Source organism: Acidovorax sp. LjRoot194, assembly GCF_964253015.1.
Classification (GTDB): domain Bacteria; phylum Pseudomonadota; class Gammaproteobacteria; order Burkholderiales; family Burkholderiaceae_C; genus Acidovorax.
In genome coordinates this window covers 2,564,267-2,584,702 of the sequence record NZ_CAXUQB020000001.1, presented here as the reverse complement: position 1 = coordinate 2,584,702, position 20,436 = coordinate 2,564,267, and the positions used below count along the sequence as shown (strand labels likewise).

Genomic DNA, 20,436 nt, shown 5'->3' with positions numbered 1-20,436 from the left:
TGACAGTCGGTCTCTTGATTGACCGACACATGACTGCTGACCCCTCCCCCTCTCCCGCCGCGGCCTCCGGGCGCCTGCACGCGCTGGACCACCTGCGCGCCACCATGATGTGGCTGGGCATCGTGCTGCACGCCTCCATTGCGTACATGGCAGCACCGTCGCCCCTGCCGTGGCACGACGACCTGTCCACGCCGGTGGCCGACCTGCTGGTGGCGGTGATCCATGCGTTTCGCATGCCGCTGTTCTTCATCCTGGCGGGCTTCTTCGTGGCGCTGCTGGTGCAGCAGCGGGGCCTGGCCGGCATGGCCCGCCACCGCGTGCGCCGCCTGGGCCTGCCGTTCGTGGTGTTCTGGCCGCCGCTGTTCATGGCGACGGCGCTGCTCGGGCTGATGTTCCTGCACCGCATGGCGCACGGCACCTGGGGGGTCTGGGGGTTGGACCGCAGCCTGCTGCCGCGCGGCCCCAATGTGCCGCAGGGCCCACCCACCATGCACCTGTGGTTTTTGTGGATGCTGCTGTGGCTGACCTTGCTCACCCCGCCGGTGTGGGCTGCGGCCCGTGCGCTGCCCAAGGCGGTGCAGCGCACGCTGCAGGCTGCGGTGGCATGGCTGTGCGCATCGCCGCTGGGTGGCGTGCTGCTCACGCTGCCGCTGGGGTGGATCGGCGCGCAGTACGACCACGGCATCGTCACGCCGAGCGGGTCGTTTTTGCCGCCGCTGGCGGAATGGGTGCACAACGGCTTGTTCTACGCGTTCGGCCTGTGCCTGTACAGCCAGCGGCGCCTGCTGATGGCGCGCTACGAAAGGCATTGGCCGGTGTTCGCCGCTGCAGGGCTGGCGTGCTTTGTGGTGACCGGGTTCCTGTCAGAGATATTGGCCCAGCCCGAAGCATCGGCCTTTGCGCTGGTGCTGCTGACCGGTGGCTTCACCGACGTGCTGGCCGCGCCGGTGTCGGCCATCCGGCATCTGCAGTTCTGGATGGCGCTGGCCTACAACGCGGCGTCGTGGCTGTGGAGCTTTGCGCTCATCGGCCTGTTTCTGCGGCATGTGGCGCGGCCCCGGGCCTGGCTGGCCTACCTGGCAGACAGCGCGTACTGGGTGTACCTGGTGCACCTGCCGCTGACGGTGGGCTTTGGCGCGCTGCTGTATGGCGTGCCCATCCCTGCGATTGCCAAGATTTTTCTCAACGTGTTGGCGACCACGGCTCTGTGCCTGGCCAGCTACCACCTGTTCGTTCGTTTTACCGCGGTGGGCCAGTTGCTCAACGGCCACCGCCATTCCCGCACCTTATCTGGAGAACCTGCCCATGCCCACTGACAGCCCCACCCGCAACAACCCGCCGCCGCGCGCTGGACATGCCCAGCCTGCCCCCTCAAGCCCGGCAAACCCCGCAGGCCAGGACCAGCGCGCCGCGTTGCTCAAGGACCGCAACTTCCGCTGGCTGACCGGCGGCGCCTTCCTGTCGATGCTGGGCGACCAGTTCACGCTCATCGCCCTGCCCTGGCTGGTGCTGCAGATGACCGGCGACACCCTGGTGCTGGGCACCGTGCTGGCGCTCATCAGCGTGCCGCGTGCGCTGTTCATCCTGATCGGCGGTGCACTGGTGGACCGCCATTCGCCCAAGCAGGTGCTGATGATCACCAAGTACATCAACCTGGTGCTGCTGGCCGTGCTGGCCGCCCTGGTGCTGGCCGGCAGCCTCACGCTGTGGATGGTGTATGCGTTGTCGCTGGCCATTGGCCTGGCCACGGCGTTCAGCATTCCGGCGGGCGTTGCGATGATGCCGCACGTGGTGGCCCGCCACCAGCTGCAGGCCGCCAACGGCGTGAACCTGGGCCTGCGCCAGCTCACGATGTTTCTCGGGCCGCTGCTGGCGGGCGTGCTGATCGCGCTGTTCGGGGATGCCACCGCAGCGCACCCCAGCGGCGGCAGTGAAGCGCGCGCTAACGCCACCGGCATCGGCCTGGCGTTTGCGCTCGATGCGCTGAGCTTTGCGGTGTCGGCCTGGACGTTAGCCCAGGTGCGCACGCTCGGCGGTGGCGGTGCACCGTCTGCCGCAGCACCTGCAGCACCACCACAGGCCGTGCTGGCATCGGTGGCGCAGGGCCTGGTGCACTTCTGGCGCGACACCGAACTGCGCACCTGTTTTCTCTACTGGAGCGCGATTGCGCTGTTCATCATGGGGCCCATCCACATTGCCATTCCGGTGCTGGCCAGCAGCGCGCCCGGGCTGGGCGCGGCCGCCTTCGGCATCATCGTGGGCGCGCATGGCGCAGGCACGCTGCTCGGCATGGTGGTGTCGGGCATGGTGCCGAAGCTGCGCATCGGCAGCCTGGGCATGACCATTCTCGCGTTTGACGCGATCATCGGCGCGCTGTTCATGCCCATGGGCCTGATCACCGCCGTGTGGCAGGGGGCTGCGCTGATGCTGGCCATCGGCCTGTTGGGCGGCTTCATGCAGGTGAGCGTGTTCACCTGGATCCAGCAGCGCGTGCCGCCCATGCTGCTGGGCCGCGCGATGAGTCTGTTCATGTTCATCTTCATGGGCCTGGCGCCCATCTCTGCCGCCGTCACCGGCTGGTTGATGAAGAGCGTCACGCTGACCCAGCTGTTCGTTGCCAGCGGCGGCACGCTGGTGGTGCTGGCTGCGCTGGCCCTGGTGCTGACGCCCATGCGCCGCGTGACGGATGCGGCACCCGTGGCCCGCTGAGCGCCGCTTCATGAAAAATGCCGGGCGTGTGCCCGGCATTTTTTTTATGGGTCGCCTGAAGCCTCAGGTTCAGACCTCGGTCACAAACTGTTCGCGGGGGCGGCGCACCTTCTTCAGGTTCACCAGCCAGTCGCCTTCGTCGGCACGGTAGCCCAGTGGCAGGATCGACACGCTGCGCAGGCCGCGTGCCCGCAGGCCCAGGATCTCGTCCAGGGCATTGGGGTCGAACCCTTCCATGGGGGTGGAGTCCACTTGCTCGAAAGCGGCAGCGATCAGGGCGGCGCTCAGGCCGATGTAGGCCTGGCGGGCCGCGTGCTGAAAGTTCACTTCCGCATCGCGCTGGGGGTAGCTGCTCAGCAGCATTTGGCGGTAGTTCTCCCAGCCTTCGTTCTTGAAGCCGCGCTGGTCGTTGGTCAGGTCGAACATCATGTTGATGCGATCGGCCGTGTAGTTGTCCCACGCGGCGAACACCAGCAGGTGCGAGCCGTCGGTGATCTGCGCCTGGTTCCAGGCGATGGGCTGGATCTTGGCGCGCACGGCGGGGTCGGTCACAACGATGATCTCGAACGGTTGCAGACCGCTGGACGTGGGGGCCAGGCGTGCGGCCTCCAGGATGCGCTCGACCTTGTCTTGCGGAACCTTCTTTTCAGGGTTCAGCTTCTTGGCGGCGTAGCGCCATTGCAGTTGGTCGAGCAGCGGCTGTGCAGCGGCAGCGGTGGTGGTGTTGTTGTTGGCAGTGGTCATGTTGGAATAGTCCTGTGATCTGGGCCGTGATGGTTGCGCGTGCCTTGTGTCAGGCTGCGGCATATGAAATGTATGCAAGCCCCGGCCGCCCGGTAAGCCATCAACGGGAAAAGGATTGTTCGCGTTTGGTCAACAATCGCTGCTTTTGCAGCAGCCCGGTGCGGCCAAAAGCGCCGTGGGCAACGCACCTGGCAGCCTGTGGTCTTGCAGGCGCCCGCTGCCGCGCCGCCACCTGCGGGCGTACACTTCGGCGCATGCCTTGCGGCCCTTCCGCAAGCCCAGCACTGCCGGCAGCGCACGGTACTGGCCCTGCACTGCATTTGCGTGGAGACCGCGCGGCCTTCTTCCCATGAGCGAACCCGATCTGTCTTTTCTGGACCCTTCCCGCCGCATGCCCGCCGAGGCAGCCGGTGGGCCGGGCCCACCGGTGGTGCGCACCGGCCCGCCCGCGCTGCAGCCTGGCGCGCCTGCCGACGGCCTGGTGGCCGAGCTGCGCGCCTACCAGGCCGAGCTGGAAAGCCAGAACAAGGTGCTGCGCTACAGCCAGACCGTGGCCGAGAGCGCTTACGAGCGGTTCGAGACGTTGTTTGCGAGCGTGCCCCTGGCGCTGATGGTGGTGGACGAGCACGACCTGGTGGTGCAGGCCAACTCCATGGCCCACCGGTCGTTTCAGCCCACCGAACGCGACCGGCCACTGACCGCGCTGATGCCCTTCGTGCGCGAGCAGGACGCCCGCCGCGTGCGCGAGGCCTTCGCACTGGCCGAGGACTTGGGCCACAGCGAGGTCAAGGAGGTGGTGTTCAGCATCAACGACGACACCCGCATCATCGGCGACCTGCACATCGCGCACATCGAGGCGCCGCAGGCCAGCGGGCCGCCAATGCCGCAGTTTCTGTGCGCCGTGATCGACCAGGGCCCCGTGCTGGCCGAGCGCCAGGCGTTGCAGCACAGCGCGCAGGCACTGCAGCAGCGCAACCAACAGCTGTACGCCGGCGAAAAGCGGCTGGAGGCCATCATCAATTCGGCGCTCGACGCCATTCTGTGTGTGGACCAGCACCAGCGCATCACCGTATTCAACCCCACGGCGGCGGCGCTGTTCCAGTGCAGCGCAGGCGACGCGCTGGGCAGCACGCTCGACCGCTTTCTGCCCGACGCATCGCAAGCGCTGGCGTTTGCGCAGCTCACCACGCAGGCCATGCTGGGCGAGATGACGGCGCTGACAGCCAGCGGTAAGGAGCTGGCGGTGGAAGTCAGCGTCTCGTTCGAGCGCCACGCCGAGGGCGAGACCACCACGGTGTTCGCCCGCGACCTGACCGGTCGCAAGAAGGCCGAGGCGCACCGCAACGAGCTGGAGGCGCAGCTGCGCGAGTCGCAGAAGATGCAGGCCGTGGGCACCATGGCCGGCGGCATTGCGCACGACTTCAACAACATCCTGGGCGCGATCCTGGGCAACGTGGAGCTGGCCAAGGCCGACTGCACACCCGACTCGCCCGTGCTGGAGAGCCTGCTGGAGATCGATAAAGCCGGCCGCCGCGCGCGCGATCTGGTGCGCCAGATCCTCACCTTCAGCCGAAACGAGCCACCCCGGCGCACCGCCGTGTCGCTGGCCGAGGTGGTGCATGACACCGAGCGCCTGCTGCGCGTGACGCTGCCCCCGGCGGTGGAGCTGCACATGCACCTGCAGCAGGGCCTGCCGCCCGTACTGGGCGACGCCACGCAGGTAGAACAGGCCCTGCTCAACCTGTGCACCAATGCCGTCCACGCCATCCAGGGCCAGGGTTCCGAGCGGGGCAGCATCCATGTCGAGGCCGCCGCGGTGCAGCCCGACCTGCGCTTGTCCGAGCGGCTGGGCCTGGCGTCCGCCGACTACGTGGCACTGACAGTGCGCGACAGCGGCCAGGGCATGGACGCCGGCACGCTGGAGCGCATCTTCGAGCCCTTCTTCACCACCAAGCCCGTGGGCCAGGGCACGGGCCTGGGCCTGGCGGTGGTGCATGGCGTGATGCGCACGCACGAGGGCGGCGTGGACGTGCAAAGCGCGCCCGGCCAGGGCAGCCGGTTCACGCTGTACTTTCCGGTGGCGCCGGCCAGCACCCTGCCCACCCCGCCCCCTGTGCCGCACACCCCGCCAGCCGCACCGCCCCCCGAGCCCGAGGTGGCCGACTGCGCACCGCCACCGCGCAAGCCGCATGTGATGTACGTGGACGACGACCAGGCGCTGGTGTTTTTGGTGCAGCGGCTGCTGCGCCGCCGGGGTTACGAAGTCAGCGGCTTCACCGACCCGCACGAGGCCACGGACGCGCTGCGGGCCGCCCCCCACTGCTACGACCTGCTGGTGACCGACTACAACATGCCCGGGTTCTGCGGCGTGGACCTGGTGCGCGAGGCCCGGCTCATCCGCCCCGACCTGCCGGTGGCACTGGCGTCGGGCTACGTGACGGCCGAGATCGAACAGGAAGCGCTGGCCGAAGGCGCACGCGCTTTGATCCACAAGCCCAACGATGTGGAAGAGCTCTGCGCCACGGTGCAGCGGCTCATTGCCGGTAGCGCAGCAGGCGATGACTCGGCCTGAGCAGGCGGTGCACGCTATGCACGCCGAGTCGGCTGCGCCCGGGGTGCACGCCGTGTACGAAGACGCCGACCTGCTGGTGCTGCAAAAGCCCTCAGGCCTGCTGTGCGTGCCCGGACGCGGGCCGGACAAGCAGGACTGCCTGAGCGCCCGCGCGCAAGAGCGCTGGCCCGGCGCGCTCATCGTGCACCGGCTTGACCAAGCGACCTCGGGCCTGGTGATCATGGCGCGCCACATCGACGCCCAGCGGCGGCTGAGCCACGCGTTTGCCGAGCGCCAAGTACATAAGCGCTACCAGGCGGTGGTGCAAGGCTGCATGCAGCCCCACCCAGGCGATGCCACGGCCTGGCAGGACATCGACCTGCCGATTGCCGCCGACTGGGAGCGCCGTCCGCTGCGCGTGATCGACGCCGTGCTGGGCAAGCCCAGCCTCACCCGCTGGCGGCCCCTGCGTCACAACGCGGCCACCGGCACCACCCACGTCGAACTCGAGCCCGTGACCGGCCGCACCCACCAGCTGCGCGTGCACTTGGCCGCAGTGGGCCACCCCATTTTGGGCGACGCGCTGTACGCCGATGCCGCCACGCAGACCCAAGCCCCGCGGCTGCTGCTGCATGCAAGCCACCTGCGCTTTTTGCACCCGGCCACAGGGGCAGAGGTGGCGCTGGAATGGCCTGCAAATTTTGAATAAAAGAAGGGCCTACCGCGCTCTGATAAAGCGCTATCAGCTATTATTTCTATAGCAACTGCATGTGACCGCTCCGTGCAGCAGTCCGGGTAGCCGCACTCCTGGCTACGCCGCCGCCGGCCGCGACATCGCCCACTGCACCGCCAGGATGCTGCCCAGCACCACCAGCATGCCCACCAGCGAGATGCCCCGCATCGACTGCCCCAGCAGCGCCCAGCCCAGCACCACGGCGGTCACCGGGCTCAGCAGGCCCAGCGACGACACCGCCACCGACGGCAGCCGCGCAATGCCGCGGAACCACAGCGCATAGGCCAGTAGAGCGCCCGCCACGCTCAGGTACACATAGCCGGCCACGTTGGCAGCGGTCAGCGGGGGCAGCGGCGGGTCCACCAGCCAGGCCACGGGCGCCAGCATGATGCCGCCCGCCAGCAGTTGCCAGCCCGTGAAGGCCAGCACCGGCAGGTCGGACCGCCAGCGGCGCGACCAGAACGTGCCCGCCGCCATGCACAGCGTGCCCACCAGCGCTGCGGCCACGCCCACCATGTCCCAGCGTGCGCCGGGCGACAGCAGCAGCGCCGCCATGCCCAGCACGCCCAGGGCACCGGCCGCCAGGGCCACGGCGGGTGGGCGCCGGTGGTCCATCGCCCAGCTCAGCCCCATCACCACCAGCGGGCCGATGGCGCCCACCACCGCGGCCACGCCACCCGGCAGCCGGTACGCCGCCACGAACAGCAGCGCCTGGAACACGCCGATGTTCAGCGCCGCCAGCACCACCAGGCGCCGCCAGCCGGTCCAGTCGCCCCATGCCGGCCAGCGGCGGCACCACAGCACCAGCAGCAGGCCGGCCGGCAGCGTGCGCAGCAGCGCGGCGGTGAAGGGCCGGTCGGGCGGCAGCAGCTCGGTGGTGACGATGTAGGTGGAACCCCAGATCACAGGGCCCACCGCGGTGGTCAGCGCATCGAGCCAGGGAGCGGAGCGGGTGTCTTGCATGGTTATTTATCTTCAATTCAAGATAAATAACTCTACCATACAATCTTGAAATCAAGATACTTTGAAGCCCGACACGATGGCCACACAACGCCAACCCGACGCCGTGGACGCCATCCTGGCTCAGTGGCACCGCGAGCGCCCCGACCTCGACGTCAGCCCCATGGGGCCGATCGGCCGCATCAAGCGCTGCACCGCCCTGCTGGAGCGCCGGCTGGACGAGACCTTTGCCGAGTTCGGCCTGAGCGTGTGGGAGTTCGACATGCTGGCCACGCTGCGCCGCTCTGGCGCGCCGTATTGCCTGGCGCCGACCACGCTGTTTTCCACGCTCATGGTCACCTCGGGCACCATGACGCACCGCATGGGCAAGCTCGAAGCCTGCGGCTGGATCACCCGGCTGCCCAACCCTCAGGACGCACGCAGCTCGCTGGTGCAGCTCACGCCTGCGGGCCTGGCGCTCATCGACCGGGCCGTGGAGGCGCATGTAGCCAACGAGCACCGCATCCTGGCGCCGCTCAAGGCCGCCGACCTGGCCGCGCTGGACGCACGGCTGTCGTTGCTGCTGTCGGCGCTGGAGTCCCCCACGGGGCAGTAGTTACCCACCGGCATGCTCGGCGATGCGTACTGCGCAGTAACATGGCGGGATGCCCCAAAACCACCTCTACATCCTGACCGGCACATCGCGCGGCATGGGCCTGGCCATGGTCCAGCAGCTTTTGCGTAGCGGCAACACCCTGATCTGCATCGCCCGCAGCGCCAGCGCAGACCTGGCCACCGAGGCCAAGGCCGCAGGCGTCACCATCGAACAATGGCAGCTCGACCTGTCGCAGGGCGAGCAGGCCGCGCACAAGCTGCAGGCCTGGCTGGCAACGCAGGGCCCGCAGGCGTTTGCCAGCGCCACGCTGATCAACAACGCCGGCATGATCCCGCGCATCGCCCCGCTGTCCGGCAGCGATGCCGCCGACCTGGCCACCGCCCTGCGCGTGGGTCTGGAGGCGCCCATGCAGCTGACCGCCGCCTTCCTGGGCGCCACCGATGCGTGGACGAGCGTGCCGCGCAAGGTGCTCAACATCTCCTCGGGCCTGGGCCGCCGCGCCATGGCCTCGCAAGCCGCGTACTGCGCGGCCAAGGCGGGCATGGACCATTTCACGCGCTGCGTGGCGCTGGACGAAGCCATCAAGCCCCACGGCGCCAAGGTGTGCTCGCTGGCGCCGGGCGTGATCGACACCGACATGCAGGTGCAGCTGCGCGGCGCTGCGCCCGATGCCTTCCCGGACCAGCAGAACTTTGCCAACCTCAAGACGGGCGGGCAGCTCACGTCGCCTGCCGACGCCGCAGAGCGCGTGCTGGCCTGGCTGGACCGCGCCGATTTCGGCACCAACCCGGTGGCTGACGTACGGGACGCGTGAACAGAAAGCTCCTATTTTGATAGCTGCTGGCGCTTGATGGACAAGCGGTAGCGGCCCATTTGATTCAAAACCTCTCTGAAAGGACCTCCCCATGACCCGTGAAGTCGTCGTCGTCAGCGCAGTGCGCACCGCCATCGGCACCTTTGGCGGCAGCCTCAAGGACATTCCGCCCACCGAGCTGGGCGCCCTGGTCGTCAAGGAATCGCTGGCGCGCGCCAACGTGGACGGCAAGGACGTCGGCCATGTGGTGTTCGGCCATGTGGTCAACACCGAGCCCCGGGACATGTACCTGTCGCGCGTGGCGGCCATTAACGGCGGCTGCGGCGAGGGCACCCCTGCCTACAACGTCAACCGCCTGTGCGGCTCGGGCCTGCAGGCCATCGTGAACGCCAGCCAGTCCATCCTGCTGGGCGACACGGACGTCGCCATCGGCGCCGGTGCCGAGGTCATGAGCCGCGCACCGTTCGCGAGCCTGAACATGCGCTGGGGCGCCCGCATGGGCGACACCAAGATGGTGGACATGATGATCGGCGCGCTGCACGACCCGTTCCACAACATCCACATGGGCGTGACGGCCGAGAACATCGCCGCCAAGTGGGGCATCAGCCGCGAGCAGCAGGACCAGCTGGCGGTGGAGAGCCACAACCGCGCCGAGCGCGCCACGGCCGCCGGCTACTTCAAGGACCAGATCGTGCCCGTGACCTTGAAGAGCAAGAAGGGTGACGTGTCGTACGCGACCGATGAGCACTTTCGCCCCGGCGCCACGCTGGCCGACATGGCCAAGCTCAAGCCCGTGTTCGCCAAGGAAAACGGCACGGTGACGGCCGGAAACGCCTCGGGCATCAACGACGCCGCCGCCGCGCTGGTGCTGATGGAAGCCGGCGCCGCCAAGGCGCGCGGCGCCAAGCCCCTGGCCCGCCTGGTGGCCTATGCCCACGCGGGTGTGGACCCCAAGTACATGGGCATCGGCCCGGTGCCGGCCACGCAGGCGGCGCTGCAGAAGGCCGGCCTTACCGTGGCGGACCTCGATGTGATCGAGGCCAACGAAGCGTTTGCCGCGCAGGCCTGTGCCGTCACCCAAGACCTGGGCCTGGACCCGGCCAAGGTCAACCCGAACGGCTCGGGCATTTCGCTGGGCCACCCCATCGGCGCCACCGGCGCGCTGATCACCGTGAAGGCGCTGCACGAACTGCAGCGCGTGCAGGGCCGCTACGCTCTGGTGACCATGTGCATCGGCGGCGGCCAGGGCATCGCCGCGATCTTCGAGCGCATGTAGTCCATGCCTTCGCCGCCCGGTGCGGCAGCCATCGCCAGCGGCGATGCTGCCACCCTGCATTGGCAAGGCAGGCCCCGCGGCGGATCAGCGATCATCCCCGGGTGCTGGCACCAAGACCGGCAGAGCGGCGCGCGGCCCATGCACATGGGCAACGCCGCCCGCCCATTTCATTGAACCGACGGAGACATATCTGACCATGATTCGCACCCTGCTTTCTTCCTTCACCGCGCTCGCCCTGGCGATGGGCGCCACCGCCCAGGCCCAGACGGCCGCCACCCCGGCCGCGTCCGGCGCTTACCCCAACAAGCCCATCCGCCTGATCGTGCCCTTCCCGCCCGGCGGCGGCACCGACATCCTGTCGCGCCTGGTGGCCACCAAGCTCACCGAGAGCGCCAAGTGGACCGTGGTGGCCGACAACAAGGCCGGCGCCGGCGGCACCATCGGCATCGGCGAGGCCGTCAAGGCCGCCCCCACCGGCTACGACCTGGTGATGGGCCAGAAGGACAACCTGGTCATCGGCCCCTGGCTGTACAAGAACCTGCCCTGGGACCCCACCAAGGACCTGACGCCCGTGGCCCACGTGGCCTACACGCCCGTGGTCATCGCCACCAGCGTGAACTCCAAGTACAAGAGCCTGGCCGACGTGGTGGCCGCCGCCAAGGCCGCGCCCGGCACCGTGACCTACGGCTCGCCCGGCAACGGCACGTCCATCCACCTGGCGGGCGATCTGTTCGAGAAGGCCGCGGGCGTGAAGCTCAGCCACATCCCGTACAAGGGCTCCAACCCCGCGCTGATGGATGCGCTGGCGGGCAATGTAGACCTGCTGGTGTCGTCGCTGCCGTCCGCCATGGGCCAGATCAAGTCCGGCAAACTGCGCCCGCTGGCAGTCACGTCGGCCAAGCGCAGCTCGTCGCTGCCCGACGTGCCCACCGTGGCCGAGTCGGGTTTCAAGGGCTTTGACGTGAGCACGTGGTACGGCGTGTTTGCGCCCGCCGGCACGCCTGCCGCCGTGGTGGCCGCGGTGAATGCGGAGGTCAACAAACTGCTGGGCACGGCCGACATGAAGGCCGCCATCCATGCCCAGGGTGCGGAGCCTGAAGCCATGTCGCCTGCACAGCTGGGTACGCTCCTCAAGACCGAATATGTTCAGTGGAAGGGCATCGTGGAAGCCTCTGGAGCAAAAATAGAGTAACCCCCTGAGTCGCTTTGCGCCTTCCCCCCAGGGGGACGCACCCAGTGGCCTGGCGGAGCCAGATCCACGGGTGCACTGGCCTGGGGGCGCGCTTGTTCTGCGGGCTGCTGACGATGGGCAGGGGCGTCAAGAACTGCAATGAAAACGGCTCCCTTGGGAGCCGTTTGTCATGGGGCGGTGCTGTTTGCGGTATCAGGTGCGAACGACCAGCACGGGGATGTGCACCACGCCCAGCACGCGCTGGGTGACGCTGCCCAGGACCAGCTTTTCCAGGCCGCGGCGGCCGTGGGAGCCCATCACGATGAGGTCGGCGCCGGTGCTCTCCAGCGCGCGCAGGATGCCGTCGTGCACGGCATGGCCTTCGCCGACCACGGTGGTCACCTGCACGCCCGCTTCGGCCATGGCCTTGCGCGCGGCTTCGAGCGCACTGTTGGCCTCTGCGGTGGCGGCGTTGATGTACTGCGCCTGGCCGTAGGCGAAATCAGCGCCCACGCCGGTGAAGGGATAGGGGTCGACCACATACACCGCCGTCACTGCGCTGCCAAAGGTCTTGGCCAGGGCGGCGGCCTTGGACACCGCCAGTGCGGAGGTCTCCGAGCCGTCTACAGGAACCAGAATGTGCTTGAACATGGTGCTTCTCCTTGGAGTGGATGGAAAGGGGGATGGGCCGGCTTGTGGCGGGCCCGTCTGACGCCAGTGTGAACGTCCACCATACCTTGCATCTTGATTCGCATCAAATGCGGCGCAGTCATTCCCGCGAGCCCGCAGGGTTTGACGCTGCGCCGGCCAGCATCCCGCAGGCCTGGCCGGGTCAGCCGCCCGCCGGCACCGTCCCCACCACGTCCGCACCCTGGAAGTTGCCGCGCCGGCAGGTGACGACGAGCGTGTCGCGGTGGCCCGCAGCGTCCACCGGCTGGATGGGGGTGGACTCATGGATCATGCGCGCGTCGTCCAGCAGCAGCAGCGACCATGGCTCGGTCAGGGTGAAGCGCTGGCCGCTCGGGCCATGGGCTTCGAACACCCGCGTCTCTCCACCCTTGATGCCCGCGCGCCCCACCAGAAACACGGCCACCAGGTCCACGCCGTCGCGGTGCGCGCCTTCGGGCGTGGGGCGGCCGATGCCGTCGGTGGTGTCGATGCGGAACTGGTGCGCCTCCACGAACCAGGGCTGCGGCGCATTGGCGTTGGTTGCAAACACGGCGTCGGAGACATTGGCCAGAGCCGCCAGCAACTGATGCCATGCGGGCTGGGCCACGGTGGCGGGCTCCATGGGCGCGAACCAGCGCTCCATGCCGCCGTGCAGCGCGTTGTATTCCACCGGCTGCCAGTGGGCGCGGTGCGGCACCTGCTGCACCTGTCCGCCCTGCACCACGAAGCAAGCGTGGCGACGGCGGCGGTAGCGTCCGCCGTCTTTCAGAAATTCATCGGGCGGCAGGCTGTCCCAGTCGCGATTGAGCGCCATCAACGCCGGCAAGTCGCCGCCGATGAAGCGGGCCACGTCTGCCGGGGACAGCACGGCATAGCCGCGCTGGCTCAGATGATTGGCGACGTCCGAAGGGGTGGTGAACGGGGGTGAGAAAGTGACTTGGGCCATAGAGGCCCGAGCTTAACCGCTACCACCTGCACAGCGCCTGCGCTGGCGCAAATGGCAGCGCCTTCGAGGCCTATGGGCTCAGGAAGGCGCGGGAGGCTAGACAAGGCGCTGGACGCTTCAGGCCGCCAGCTCAGCCCTCAATCGCGGTGGCCTTGCCCGTGGCCCTTGCCGTGGCCGCGTCCCCGGTCGTCTTCGCGGTGGCGATCACGGCCACGGTCCCGGTCGTGCTTGCCGCCATGGCGGTGGTCGTCGTCCCAGCGGCGGTCATCGCGCCCGTGCGGGCCGCGGTGGTGGGAAGGCCCCCGGCGCGGTGGTGGCTCCTGCACAAAGTAGACCGGCTGGTTGCAGGCGTTGTAGCGGCCGCAGTGCTTGCCCCAGTTCTTGGCATGGCCCGGCGGCACGTACATGTAGATGGGCGCGCGGGGCACCACGACCGCGGGGCGGTGGATGACCACGGGCTCGGCGTAGATGACAGGCGGCGGCGCCGCATTGCCGATGTTGATGCGCCCGTACACACCCGGTGCCAGCTCACCGCCGACGGTGGCGTTGACGTAGCCCTGTGCCTGCGCACCGCCCGCCACAGCCATCAGCAGCGCAGCGGCGGCGCCAGAAAAGAAAAGGCGAAGACCGGAGGTCATCGTTAGGGTTGTGGTGTGTGTCATGGGGTGCTCCTAGTTGTTCAACGCGCCACGCACGCCAACCGTGCACCATGTCCACAAATCACTGGACTCTCAAGCGCTCCTGAGCCTACTGCATCGCGCCGCGAAGCGGTGTCATCCAATGGCGACAGACTGGCCGCCCGACCGCAAGACAGTCAGGTCAACAGACCGTGCATCCTCCCGCCATGCCGGCCGTGCCCGAGGCCTCCACCGCTAAGACAGTGAAGAAGGCGACGACGATGTTCTCAGGCCAACACGATTTCGGGCACGTTCAGCAGCGCGCTGGCCGGGCCCGGCCGTCCGAACAGGTAGCCCTGCCACACGTGGCAGCCCAGGCTGGCCAGCATGTCGCGCTGCTCGGCGGTCTCCACGCCCTCGGCGATCACGCCCAGGTCCATGGTCTGCGCCAGGGTGACGATGGTGCGTGCAATGCTGGCGTCGTTGGCGTCGGTGAGCAGATCGCGCACGAAGCCCTGGTCGATCTTGAGCTGGTCGAGCGGCAGCCGCTTGAGGTAGGCCAGGCTGGAGTAGCCCGTGCCGAAGTCGTCCAGTGAGAAGCGAATACCCAGTGCGCGCAGCGTGGTCATGCGCAAGATGGTGTCTTCCACGTCGTCCAGCAGCAGGGTCTCGGTCAGCTCCAGCTTCAGGCGCTGCGGGTCGGCGCCGGTCTCTTCAAGCATCGTCAGCACATCGTCGACGAAGTCGGGGTGGCGGAACTGGCGCGCGCTCACGTTCACGGCCAGGCTCCAGTGCGCGGTGACAGGGCTTTGGGCCCACTGCACCAGCTGCTCGCACGCCGTGCGCAAGATCCACGCGCCCAGCGGCACGATCATGCCCGATGCCTCGGCCACCGGGATGAATTCGGCCGGCGACACCAGGCCGCGCACTGGGTGCTGCCAACGCACCAGCGCCTCGGCCCCCACCATGCCGTCGAACTCGCTGATCTGCGGCTGGTAGTGCAGCAGGAACTGGCGCTCACGCAGCGCGTCGCGCAGGTCGGCCTCCAGCGCCGTGCGGGCCGACACGGCCGCCTGCGTGCGGGGGTCGAAGAACTGCAGCGTGTTGCGCCCTGCCGCCTTGGCCTGGTACATGGCCAGGTCGCCGCGCTTAAGCAGCTCGTCCACCGAGCCCTGCGCATCGGCATACAAGGCCACGCCGATGCTGCAAGACCCGTGGTACATGCGCCCGCCCAGCGGGTAGCCCTGCCCCAGCGCCAGCAACACGGTGCGCCCCACGGCTTCGGCCTGCGCCGCGGCTTCTGTGGGCTGGGGGCTCAGCCCCTCGATCAGCAGGACGAACTCGTCGCCACCCAGGCGCGCCACGGTCACGCCCTGGCGCACCCCGCCCAGCCTTGACGCCACTTGGCACAGCAGCTGGTCCCCGATTTCGTGGCCCTGGGTGTCGTTCAGGTCCTTGAAGTTGTCCAGGTCCACAAACAGCAGTGCTCCACCAGTGCCCAGCCGCGCAGCACTGGCCAGCCCGTGCTGCAGGCGGTCGGCCATGAGACGCCGGTTGGGCAGGCCCGTGAGCGGGTCGTAGTACGCCAGCAGGCGGATCTCTTCTTCTGCCGACTTGCGTGCGGAGATGTCGGTCTGCGTGCCCACATAGTGGGTGATCTCGCCCTGCGGCGCGCGCACGGCGGTGACGGTGATCCACGCGGGGTACACCTCGCCATTTTTGCGGCGGTTCCAGACCTCGCCCTGCCAGGCGCCGGTGGCTTCGAGCGCGTCCTTGAGCGCGGTGTAGAAGTGCTCGTCGTGGCGGCCGGACTGCAGCAGCCGCGGTGTCTGGCCGACAAGCTCCTGCACCGAATAGCCCGTGACCCGTGCATACGACTGGTTGGCCGTCAGGATGCGCTGGTCCGGCCCGGTCACGACCATGCCCTCGAACGACTCGAACACCGTGGCGGCGATGCGCAGCGACTCTTCGGACCTGCGGCGTTCGGTGATGTCGGTGGAGATGCCGCACAGCGCATGGATGCTGCCATCGGGCAGCCGCAGCGGAATCTTGACGGACAGGTAAGCACGCGTTTCGCCGGTGCCCAGGTGCTTGTTGACTTCCTCCACCTCCAGCCGCTCGCCCTGCTGCAGCACCCGCCGGTCGTTGGCCTGCAGCTGCTGGGTGGTGGCCCAGTCAAAGAATGCGGAATCGTCGAGCCCCACCACGTCCTGGGCCGGCCGGCCGAACAGTTCCTGGATGTGGTGGTTGGCGTACTGGTAGCGAAAGTCCTGGCCCTTGATGTAGATGAAGGCGCCCACGCTGTCCAGGATGGCGGACAGCTTCTGCTCGCTGGCCTGCAGATTGCGCGTGCGCTCGTCCACCTTGCGCCGCAGCAGCACGGCCGACACGGCCGCCATGAGCGCAAACACCGCCAGCGCCACCATGGCCCAGCCCATGGCCGAGGACATCTGCGCCCCTTCATCAGGCCCCGCCCAGCGGCTCATGACCTGTGTATAGCGCGGCTCGGACCCCGATCTCCAGCCCTGCACCGACCGGTCGATGGCGGCCAGCACATCGGCATTGCGGCCCGGGCCGGTGGCAAAGTACAGCGACGACGGCTGGAACACGATGCCCGAATCGACCAGGCCGAAGCGCCCTGCCTGCAGATTGCCGAACAGGTGGTTGGAAATCACCACATCGGCGTCGCCGCGCTGCACGAACTCGAACGCCTCCACCAGCGTGGGCGCGTCCACCAGCAGCACCGCAATGCCAAAGCTGTCCATCATGCTCAGGAAGGTCGTGCGCTGCACCGAGCCCTTGAGCACCGCCACGCGCTTGCCCGACAGATCGAACATCGACTGGATGGTGCTACTGCGTGCGCGGTAGACCTGAGACCAGCTGTGCAGTACCGGCAGGGAATGAAAGTCGTACAGGCGCTCGCGCTCGCGCGTGCGGGCCACATCGGGCATCAGGTCGAGTTGCCCCGCGGCCAGAGCGTCCAGGCAGTCCTGCCATTCGCACGGCACGTAGCGCAGCGTCCATTGTTCACGCGCGGCCACCAGCTGCAGCAGGTCCACGAAGATGCCGGACGGCTGGCCCTGCGCGTCCACGAACAGCTTGGGTTCGTTCGAATACACGCCGACGCGCAGCTCGCGCGGCGCAGCTTGCGCGCCAGCGCAAAAAAGGCTGACGTACAGCACGACCGTCAGCACCGTGAACACCGCCCAGGGCCTCCGCGCGGCGCACCAGGCTTCAATCAGGGATGCGCATGACTTCACAAGCTGATCCCATGGGAGAAAGCCATATGTTACCGAAAGCTAGTAAAAACATCCAAACGTAATTTCCGACCGGTGCGCTTGGAGTAGCATGTGCCCCACCACCCGCTTCGCCCAGGAGACAGCGATGCCCCATGAACGGCGCCACTTCGTCCGCGTTGGTTTCGACGCACCGGCCCTGCTGACCACCGCCACGGATGCGTTCAGCGTGCATGTGCTGGACTTGTCCCTGAAGGGCGCGTTGCTGGTGGCCCCCGCCCAGGCTGACCTGGAAGCAGGCATGCTGTGCCAGCTCACCATCCCGCTGGCCGAGACGGGCAACCACATCGCCATGTCCACCGAAATCGCCCATGTCGAGGGCCTGCACGCCGGCCTGCTGTGCCGCGGCATCGACCTGGACAGCGTGACCCACCTGCGCCGCCTGATCGAACTGCAGCTGGGCGACCCGGCCCTGCTGGAGCGGGATTTGGGCGAGTTGACGCTGGCGGGGCCGCAGCACTGAGGGGTGCAAGCGGGGCCTTGAACACGGCCCCTCTCCCCGGCCCTTCTGAACGCCGGGAGGGAGCCAAGGTGGGCATCGCTTCAGCCCGGGCTCGCCGTGCTACTGCTGCGCTTCCTGCTCCTGCAGCGCGCGCCACATCACCTTTCCACTGCCACTCTTGGGCAATGCACTCACAAACTGCACGATCCGCGGCACCTTGTAGACCGCCATGTTCTCGCGGCACCAGTCGATGATCTGCTGCTCGGTGGTGGTGTCCTTGTGCGATGCGCGCAGCACCACCACGGCCTTGACCGTCTCGCCGCGGTAGCTGTCCTTGGCGGCGATGATGCAGGCCTCCTGGATGGCGGGGTGGCGGAACATCAGCGCCTCGACCTCGGCCGGCCAGACCTTGAAGCCGCTGGCGTTAATCATGCGTTTCAAGCGGTCGGTCAGGAAGAAATAGCCGTCCTCGTCCATGCGGCCCAGGTCGCCCGAGCGGAAGAACCGCTTGCCCTCGAATTCGATGAAGGCCGAAGCCGTGGCGTCCGGGCGTTTCCAGTAGCCCTCGAACACCTCGGGGCCGTGGATGATGATCTCGCCCTGCTCACCCACGGGCATTTCCTGCAGGGTGTCGGGGTCGACCACGCGCGCATCGGTGCTCATGAACGGGATGCCCAGGCACTGCTGCTTGGGGTGGTCCGGCGGGTTGGAGTGCGACGGCGCGGCGGTCTCGGTCAGGCCGTAGCCTTCGGAATACCGCAGCCCGTACTGCTCCAGCAGGCGCTGCGCCACGGCCTGCGGCATGGCCGCGCCACCGCCGCCGATGTAGACGAGGCTGGAGAGGTCGTAGCTGGCAAAGTTGGGGCTGCCCAGCAGGTCGATGACCATGGTGGGGATGTTGGTCCAGTTGGTGACCTGGTAGCGCGAGATGAGGCGCCCGGCCAGGTCGCGGTCCCACCGGGGCATGATGACCAGCGTGGCGGCCGAGTAGATGGCCGTGTGCATCACGCTCACCATGCCGGTGATGTGGAACATGGGCACCACGGCCAGCGTGACGCTGTCAACCGAGCCCGTGCCCCACAGCGCGCCCGCGGCCGCGTTGTGCACGATGCTTTTGTGCAGGTGCATGCAGCCCTTGGGCAGGCCGGTGGTGCCGCTGGTGTAGGGCAGCAGCGCCAGGTCGTTCGGGCCCACCAGCAGCTCGGGCGGCGCCTGCGCAATGTCGAGCGCGTCGGTCCACGCATGGGCCTGGCCGCCGTCGAGCACGGGCAGCGGGTGGCGTGTGCCCAGCCACTCCATCCAGGCCTCCGGGGGGGCATCGGCCCCGGTCACATTCACATCGAAGGCATCGGTGAACTGCGTCACCACCAGGTGCGCCAGGCGCTCGCCCGCGGGCAGCGCGTTGCTGGCCTTGGCCATCTCGGCGGCCAGGTCGCCGGTGGTCAGCGCCACCTTGGTGTCGGGGTCGGTGATGTAGTGCTTGAGCTCTTCAGCCCGGTTCATCGGGTTGACCGGCACCACCACGGCGTTGGCGCGCAGGATGGCGAAGTGCGCCATCACCAGCTGGGGGCAGTTCTGCATGCACAGCACCACGCGGTCGCCGCGCTGCACGCCCAGGTCCGCCAGCCGCGCGGCCAGGCGCTCGGCACCTTCCACCAGTTGCCGGTAGGTCAGCGTGCTGCCAAAAAAGACCAGCGCCGCCTTGTCCGGGTAGCGGCGCGCGCTGATGGCCAGGTTGTCCCACAGCGAGGTGGCAGGCAGCGTGATGGCCTTGGGCAGGCGGTGGGGCCAGAACTTGTAGTGAGGGCGCATGAGGCAGACAGTCTCCTTAGCCCTCCAGCCTAGGGGCCACATCAGACGGAGACAAGGGGGATGGCCCGATGCACGGTCACACATGTGACGCACGAGCCCTTGCGACGCGGGCCCAGCTATCCCGCCTACCTCAACACTCCTGCAGTCCCACTATGCTCCAACGTATGGCACCCACCTAGAATTGCCGGGAGGAAACGCATAACGCCAGATGCGACAACCATAGCAACCTTTGATGCACTGTTGACAGCTGCCGGCTGGCATTTGCCCGTGACATACACGCAGCTTTTGGCGTGTCGGTCTGCGAGTTTCTTTTTAATAGAGGCTTTGGCTATGCCGGCTATCTGATTACGTAAACGTTCAAGGCCTGAAACGTCGCCGAAGTCGGCTACCCCCTGTACATGTTCTGCGAAGTCGAAGCCGAGGTGGTTCCCGACTCCAACACGCGCGCTGGCTTACCTTGCTTGGGCACTTTTTCATCATGACTGACCTACCAGATGGCCTAGAGCCGCTAGCCTCCGTATTGGCGCGAGATGAGCGCTGGTGGTCTATCGGCGATCGCACTTTGGAACAGCACCACGCGTTAATCGAGGGTTTAGCACTACACGGCGGCGCACCTAGAGACGTTCAGCAACATTACGAGAACGCGCGCAACACTTGGCTGTACGCATTCTTTAACTACCGCTTGTTGCAGGTGGCTCTGATGCAAATACATGTGGCGGGGGAAGCCGCCATCAAGGCGCGCGCCAAAATGGAAGGGCTAAATACGGATAAGTTCACTCTTAAAGCGCTGTTAGACACTGCGCTAGAACGGCGCTGGTTGCTGGACGTTAATTTCGAAGCCTCGGCCTACCGTGCCGAGCGAGAGGCTGAGCATTTGGCAATGCTGCGTTTCATGGGAGTACCTCACACACCCTTTGTGGGACCTCTACACGAGCAGGACTTTGCCAAGGGGCTGGTGGAAGCCTTCCGCCATATTCGCAACGCACTAGCGCATGGCGAGGTGCATTTGAAACCTAACTTGAGCTGGGAATTCATGGCAGTGCGGGATTTGATCAATCAGCTATTTCCTTCACTTTAGTCGAGAGGCGCTATATAGCTTTC

17 protein-coding genes are annotated in these 20,436 nt (G+C 67.4%); 10 read left to right on the top strand and 7 right to left on the bottom strand.

Translation table 11 applies throughout. The features are described from left to right. Nucleotides 1-29 precede the first annotated feature (29 nt). Both ACSQ3N_RS11590 and ACSQ3N_RS11585 read left to right on the top strand, forming a co-directional pair. Nucleotides 30-1,316, top strand: a complete 1,287-nt coding sequence (locus ACSQ3N_RS11590; protein ID WP_436146327.1) for an acyltransferase family protein — start codon at nt 30-32, stop codon at nt 1,314-1,316. Then, on the top strand, nt 1,306-2,709 hold the full coding sequence (locus tag ACSQ3N_RS11585) for an MFS transporter (RefSeq protein ID WP_436146326.1): 1,404 nt from the start codon (nt 1,306-1,308) through the stop codon (nt 2,707-2,709). Before ACSQ3N_RS11590 ends, ACSQ3N_RS11585 begins: the two co-directional genes overlap by 11 nt. Before the next feature lie 69 nt (nt 2,710-2,778). On the opposite strand, the gene ACSQ3N_RS11580 is transcribed toward ACSQ3N_RS11585, so the two are convergent. Then, a complete protein-coding gene (locus ACSQ3N_RS11580; protein WP_436146325.1) occupies nt 2,779-3,453 on the bottom strand; it encodes an NAD(P)H-dependent oxidoreductase in 675 nt (224 codons plus the stop codon). Nucleotides 3,454-3,802: 349 nt separating this feature from the next. Here ACSQ3N_RS11580 and ACSQ3N_RS11575 point away from each other — a divergent pair, with 349 nt between their 5' ends. Together ACSQ3N_RS11575 and ACSQ3N_RS11570 are read left to right on the top strand one after the other, a co-directional pair. After that, nucleotides 3,803-6,025, top strand: coding sequence for a PAS domain-containing hybrid sensor histidine kinase/response regulator (locus ACSQ3N_RS11575; protein ID WP_436146324.1), 2,223 nt, complete (start codon nt 3,803-3,805; stop codon nt 6,023-6,025). A 16-nt stretch (nt 6,026-6,041) separates the two neighbouring features. Further along, nucleotides 6,042-6,713 (top strand): RluA family pseudouridine synthase, encoded by a 672-nt coding sequence (locus ACSQ3N_RS11570; RefSeq protein ID WP_436146323.1) that lies wholly within the window; start codon nt 6,042-6,044, stop codon nt 6,711-6,713. Between the two features lie 102 nt (nt 6,714-6,815). Here the strand turns inward: ACSQ3N_RS11570 and ACSQ3N_RS11565 are convergent, their stop codons facing one another. Beyond that, nucleotides 6,816-7,700, bottom strand: coding sequence for an EamA family transporter (locus ACSQ3N_RS11565; RefSeq protein ID WP_436146322.1), 885 nt, complete (start codon nt 7,698-7,700; stop codon nt 6,816-6,818). A 76-nt stretch (nt 7,701-7,776) separates the two neighbouring features. On the opposite strand from ACSQ3N_RS11565, the gene ACSQ3N_RS11560 reads away from it, so the two are divergent. The 4 genes from ACSQ3N_RS11560 to ACSQ3N_RS11545 all read left to right on the top strand — a co-directional run bounded on the left by ACSQ3N_RS11560 (nt 7,777) and on the right by ACSQ3N_RS11545 (nt 11,574). Next, nucleotides 7,777-8,292 (top strand): MarR family winged helix-turn-helix transcriptional regulator, encoded by a 516-nt coding sequence (locus ACSQ3N_RS11560; protein ID WP_436146321.1) that lies wholly within the window; start codon nt 7,777-7,779, stop codon nt 8,290-8,292. Nucleotides 8,293-8,341: 49 nt separating this feature from the next. Continuing rightward, nucleotides 8,342-9,106: an SDR family NAD(P)-dependent oxidoreductase gene (locus ACSQ3N_RS11555; RefSeq protein WP_436146320.1), complete on the top strand. Its 765-nt coding sequence runs from the start codon at nt 8,342-8,344 to the stop codon at nt 9,104-9,106. A 91-nt stretch (nt 9,107-9,197) separates the two neighbouring features. Further along, nucleotides 9,198-10,382 carry a beta-ketothiolase BktB gene (bktB, locus tag ACSQ3N_RS11550; RefSeq protein WP_056168501.1) on the top strand — a complete coding sequence of 395 codons (1,185 nt, stop codon included), beginning with the start codon at nt 9,198-9,200 and terminating at the stop codon, nt 10,380-10,382. A 196-nt stretch (nt 10,383-10,578) separates the two neighbouring features. Beyond that, entirely contained in the window at nt 10,579-11,574 is a 996-nt protein-coding gene (locus tag ACSQ3N_RS11545; protein WP_056168498.1) for a tripartite tricarboxylate transporter substrate-binding protein, read from the top strand. Between the two features lie 192 nt (nt 11,575-11,766). Here the strand turns inward: ACSQ3N_RS11545 and ACSQ3N_RS11540 are convergent, their stop codons facing one another. The 4 genes from ACSQ3N_RS11540 to ACSQ3N_RS11525 all read right to left on the bottom strand — a co-directional run bounded on the left by ACSQ3N_RS11540 (nt 11,767) and on the right by ACSQ3N_RS11525 (nt 16,988). Further along, complete coding sequence (locus tag ACSQ3N_RS11540; protein ID WP_056168496.1) at nt 11,767-12,204, bottom strand: universal stress protein; 438 nt, start codon at nt 12,202-12,204, stop codon at nt 11,767-11,769. A gap of 181 nt (nt 12,205-12,385) precedes the next feature. After that, nucleotides 12,386-13,168, bottom strand: a complete 783-nt coding sequence (locus tag ACSQ3N_RS11535) for a 2OG-Fe dioxygenase family protein (protein ID WP_056168494.1) — start codon at nt 13,166-13,168, stop codon at nt 12,386-12,388. A 137-nt stretch (nt 13,169-13,305) separates the two neighbouring features. Then, on the bottom strand, nt 13,306-13,830 hold the full coding sequence (locus ACSQ3N_RS11530; protein WP_082516936.1) for a hypothetical protein: 525 nt from the start codon (nt 13,828-13,830) through the stop codon (nt 13,306-13,308). A gap of 242 nt (nt 13,831-14,072) precedes the next feature. Continuing rightward, nucleotides 14,073-16,988 (bottom strand): EAL domain-containing protein, encoded by a 2,916-nt coding sequence (locus tag ACSQ3N_RS11525; protein WP_436146319.1) that lies wholly within the window; start codon nt 16,986-16,988, stop codon nt 14,073-14,075. A gap of 181 nt (nt 16,989-17,169) precedes the next feature. Between ACSQ3N_RS11525 and ACSQ3N_RS11520 the strand changes: the two genes are divergently transcribed. Next, nucleotides 17,170-17,544 carry a PilZ domain-containing protein gene (locus ACSQ3N_RS11520; protein ID WP_056169305.1) on the top strand — a complete coding sequence of 125 codons (375 nt, stop codon included), beginning with the start codon at nt 17,170-17,172 and terminating at the stop codon, nt 17,542-17,544. Between the two features lie 99 nt (nt 17,545-17,643). Here the strand turns inward: ACSQ3N_RS11520 and ACSQ3N_RS11515 are convergent, their stop codons facing one another. Further along, on the bottom strand, nt 17,644-19,335 hold the full coding sequence (locus ACSQ3N_RS11515; protein WP_056168490.1) for a long-chain fatty acid--CoA ligase: 1,692 nt from the start codon (nt 19,333-19,335) through the stop codon (nt 17,644-17,646). 478 nt (nt 19,336-19,813) lie between these two features. On the opposite strand from ACSQ3N_RS11515, the gene ACSQ3N_RS11510 reads away from it, so the two are divergent. Continuing rightward, nucleotides 19,814-20,413: a hypothetical protein gene (locus tag ACSQ3N_RS11510; RefSeq protein ID WP_436146318.1), complete on the top strand. Its 600-nt coding sequence runs from the start codon at nt 19,814-19,816 to the stop codon at nt 20,411-20,413. The last annotated feature ends 23 nt before the right edge of the window (nt 20,414-20,436 follow it).

Bases quoted from the DNA above. Each gene is read 5' to 3' on its own strand.
- ACSQ3N_RS11580 (WP_436146325.1), bottom strand. From the start codon at position 3,453: ATGACCACTGCCAACAACAACACCACCACCGCTGCCGCTGCACAGCCG.
- ACSQ3N_RS11545 (WP_056168498.1), top strand. From the start codon at position 10,579: ATGATTCGCACCCTGCTTTCTTCCTTCACCGCGCTCGCCCTGGCGATG.
- ACSQ3N_RS11590 (WP_436146327.1), top strand. From the start codon at position 30: ATGACTGCTGACCCCTCCCCCTCTCCCGCCGCGGCCTCCGGGCGCCTG.
- ACSQ3N_RS11565 (WP_436146322.1), bottom strand. From the start codon at position 7,700: ATGCAAGACACCCGCTCCGCTCCCTGGCTCGATGCGCTGACCACCGCG.
- ACSQ3N_RS11560 (WP_436146321.1), top strand. From the start codon at position 7,777: ATGGCCACACAACGCCAACCCGACGCCGTGGACGCCATCCTGGCTCAG.
- ACSQ3N_RS11540 (WP_056168496.1), bottom strand. From the start codon at position 12,204: ATGTTCAAGCACATTCTGGTTCCTGTAGACGGCTCGGAGACCTCCGCA.
- ACSQ3N_RS11570 (WP_436146323.1), top strand. From the start codon at position 6,042: ATGCACGCCGAGTCGGCTGCGCCCGGGGTGCACGCCGTGTACGAAGAC.
- ACSQ3N_RS11585 (WP_436146326.1), top strand. From the start codon at position 1,306: ATGCCCACTGACAGCCCCACCCGCAACAACCCGCCGCCGCGCGCTGGA.
- ACSQ3N_RS11555 (WP_436146320.1), top strand. From the start codon at position 8,342: ATGCCCCAAAACCACCTCTACATCCTGACCGGCACATCGCGCGGCATG.
- ACSQ3N_RS11515 (WP_056168490.1), bottom strand. From the start codon at position 19,335: ATGCGCCCTCACTACAAGTTCTGGCCCCACCGCCTGCCCAAGGCCATC.
- ACSQ3N_RS11535 (WP_056168494.1), bottom strand. From the start codon at position 13,168: ATGGCCCAAGTCACTTTCTCACCCCCGTTCACCACCCCTTCGGACGTC.
- bktB (WP_056168501.1), top strand. From the start codon at position 9,198: ATGACCCGTGAAGTCGTCGTCGTCAGCGCAGTGCGCACCGCCATCGGC.
- ACSQ3N_RS11575 (WP_436146324.1), top strand. From the start codon at position 3,803: ATGAGCGAACCCGATCTGTCTTTTCTGGACCCTTCCCGCCGCATGCCC.
- ACSQ3N_RS11520 (WP_056169305.1), top strand. From the start codon at position 17,170: ATGCCCCATGAACGGCGCCACTTCGTCCGCGTTGGTTTCGACGCACCG.
- ACSQ3N_RS11510 (WP_436146318.1), top strand. From the start codon at position 19,814: ATGACTGACCTACCAGATGGCCTAGAGCCGCTAGCCTCCGTATTGGCG.
- ACSQ3N_RS11530 (WP_082516936.1), bottom strand. From the start codon at position 13,830: ATGACACACACCACAACCCTAACGATGACCTCCGGTCTTCGCCTTTTC.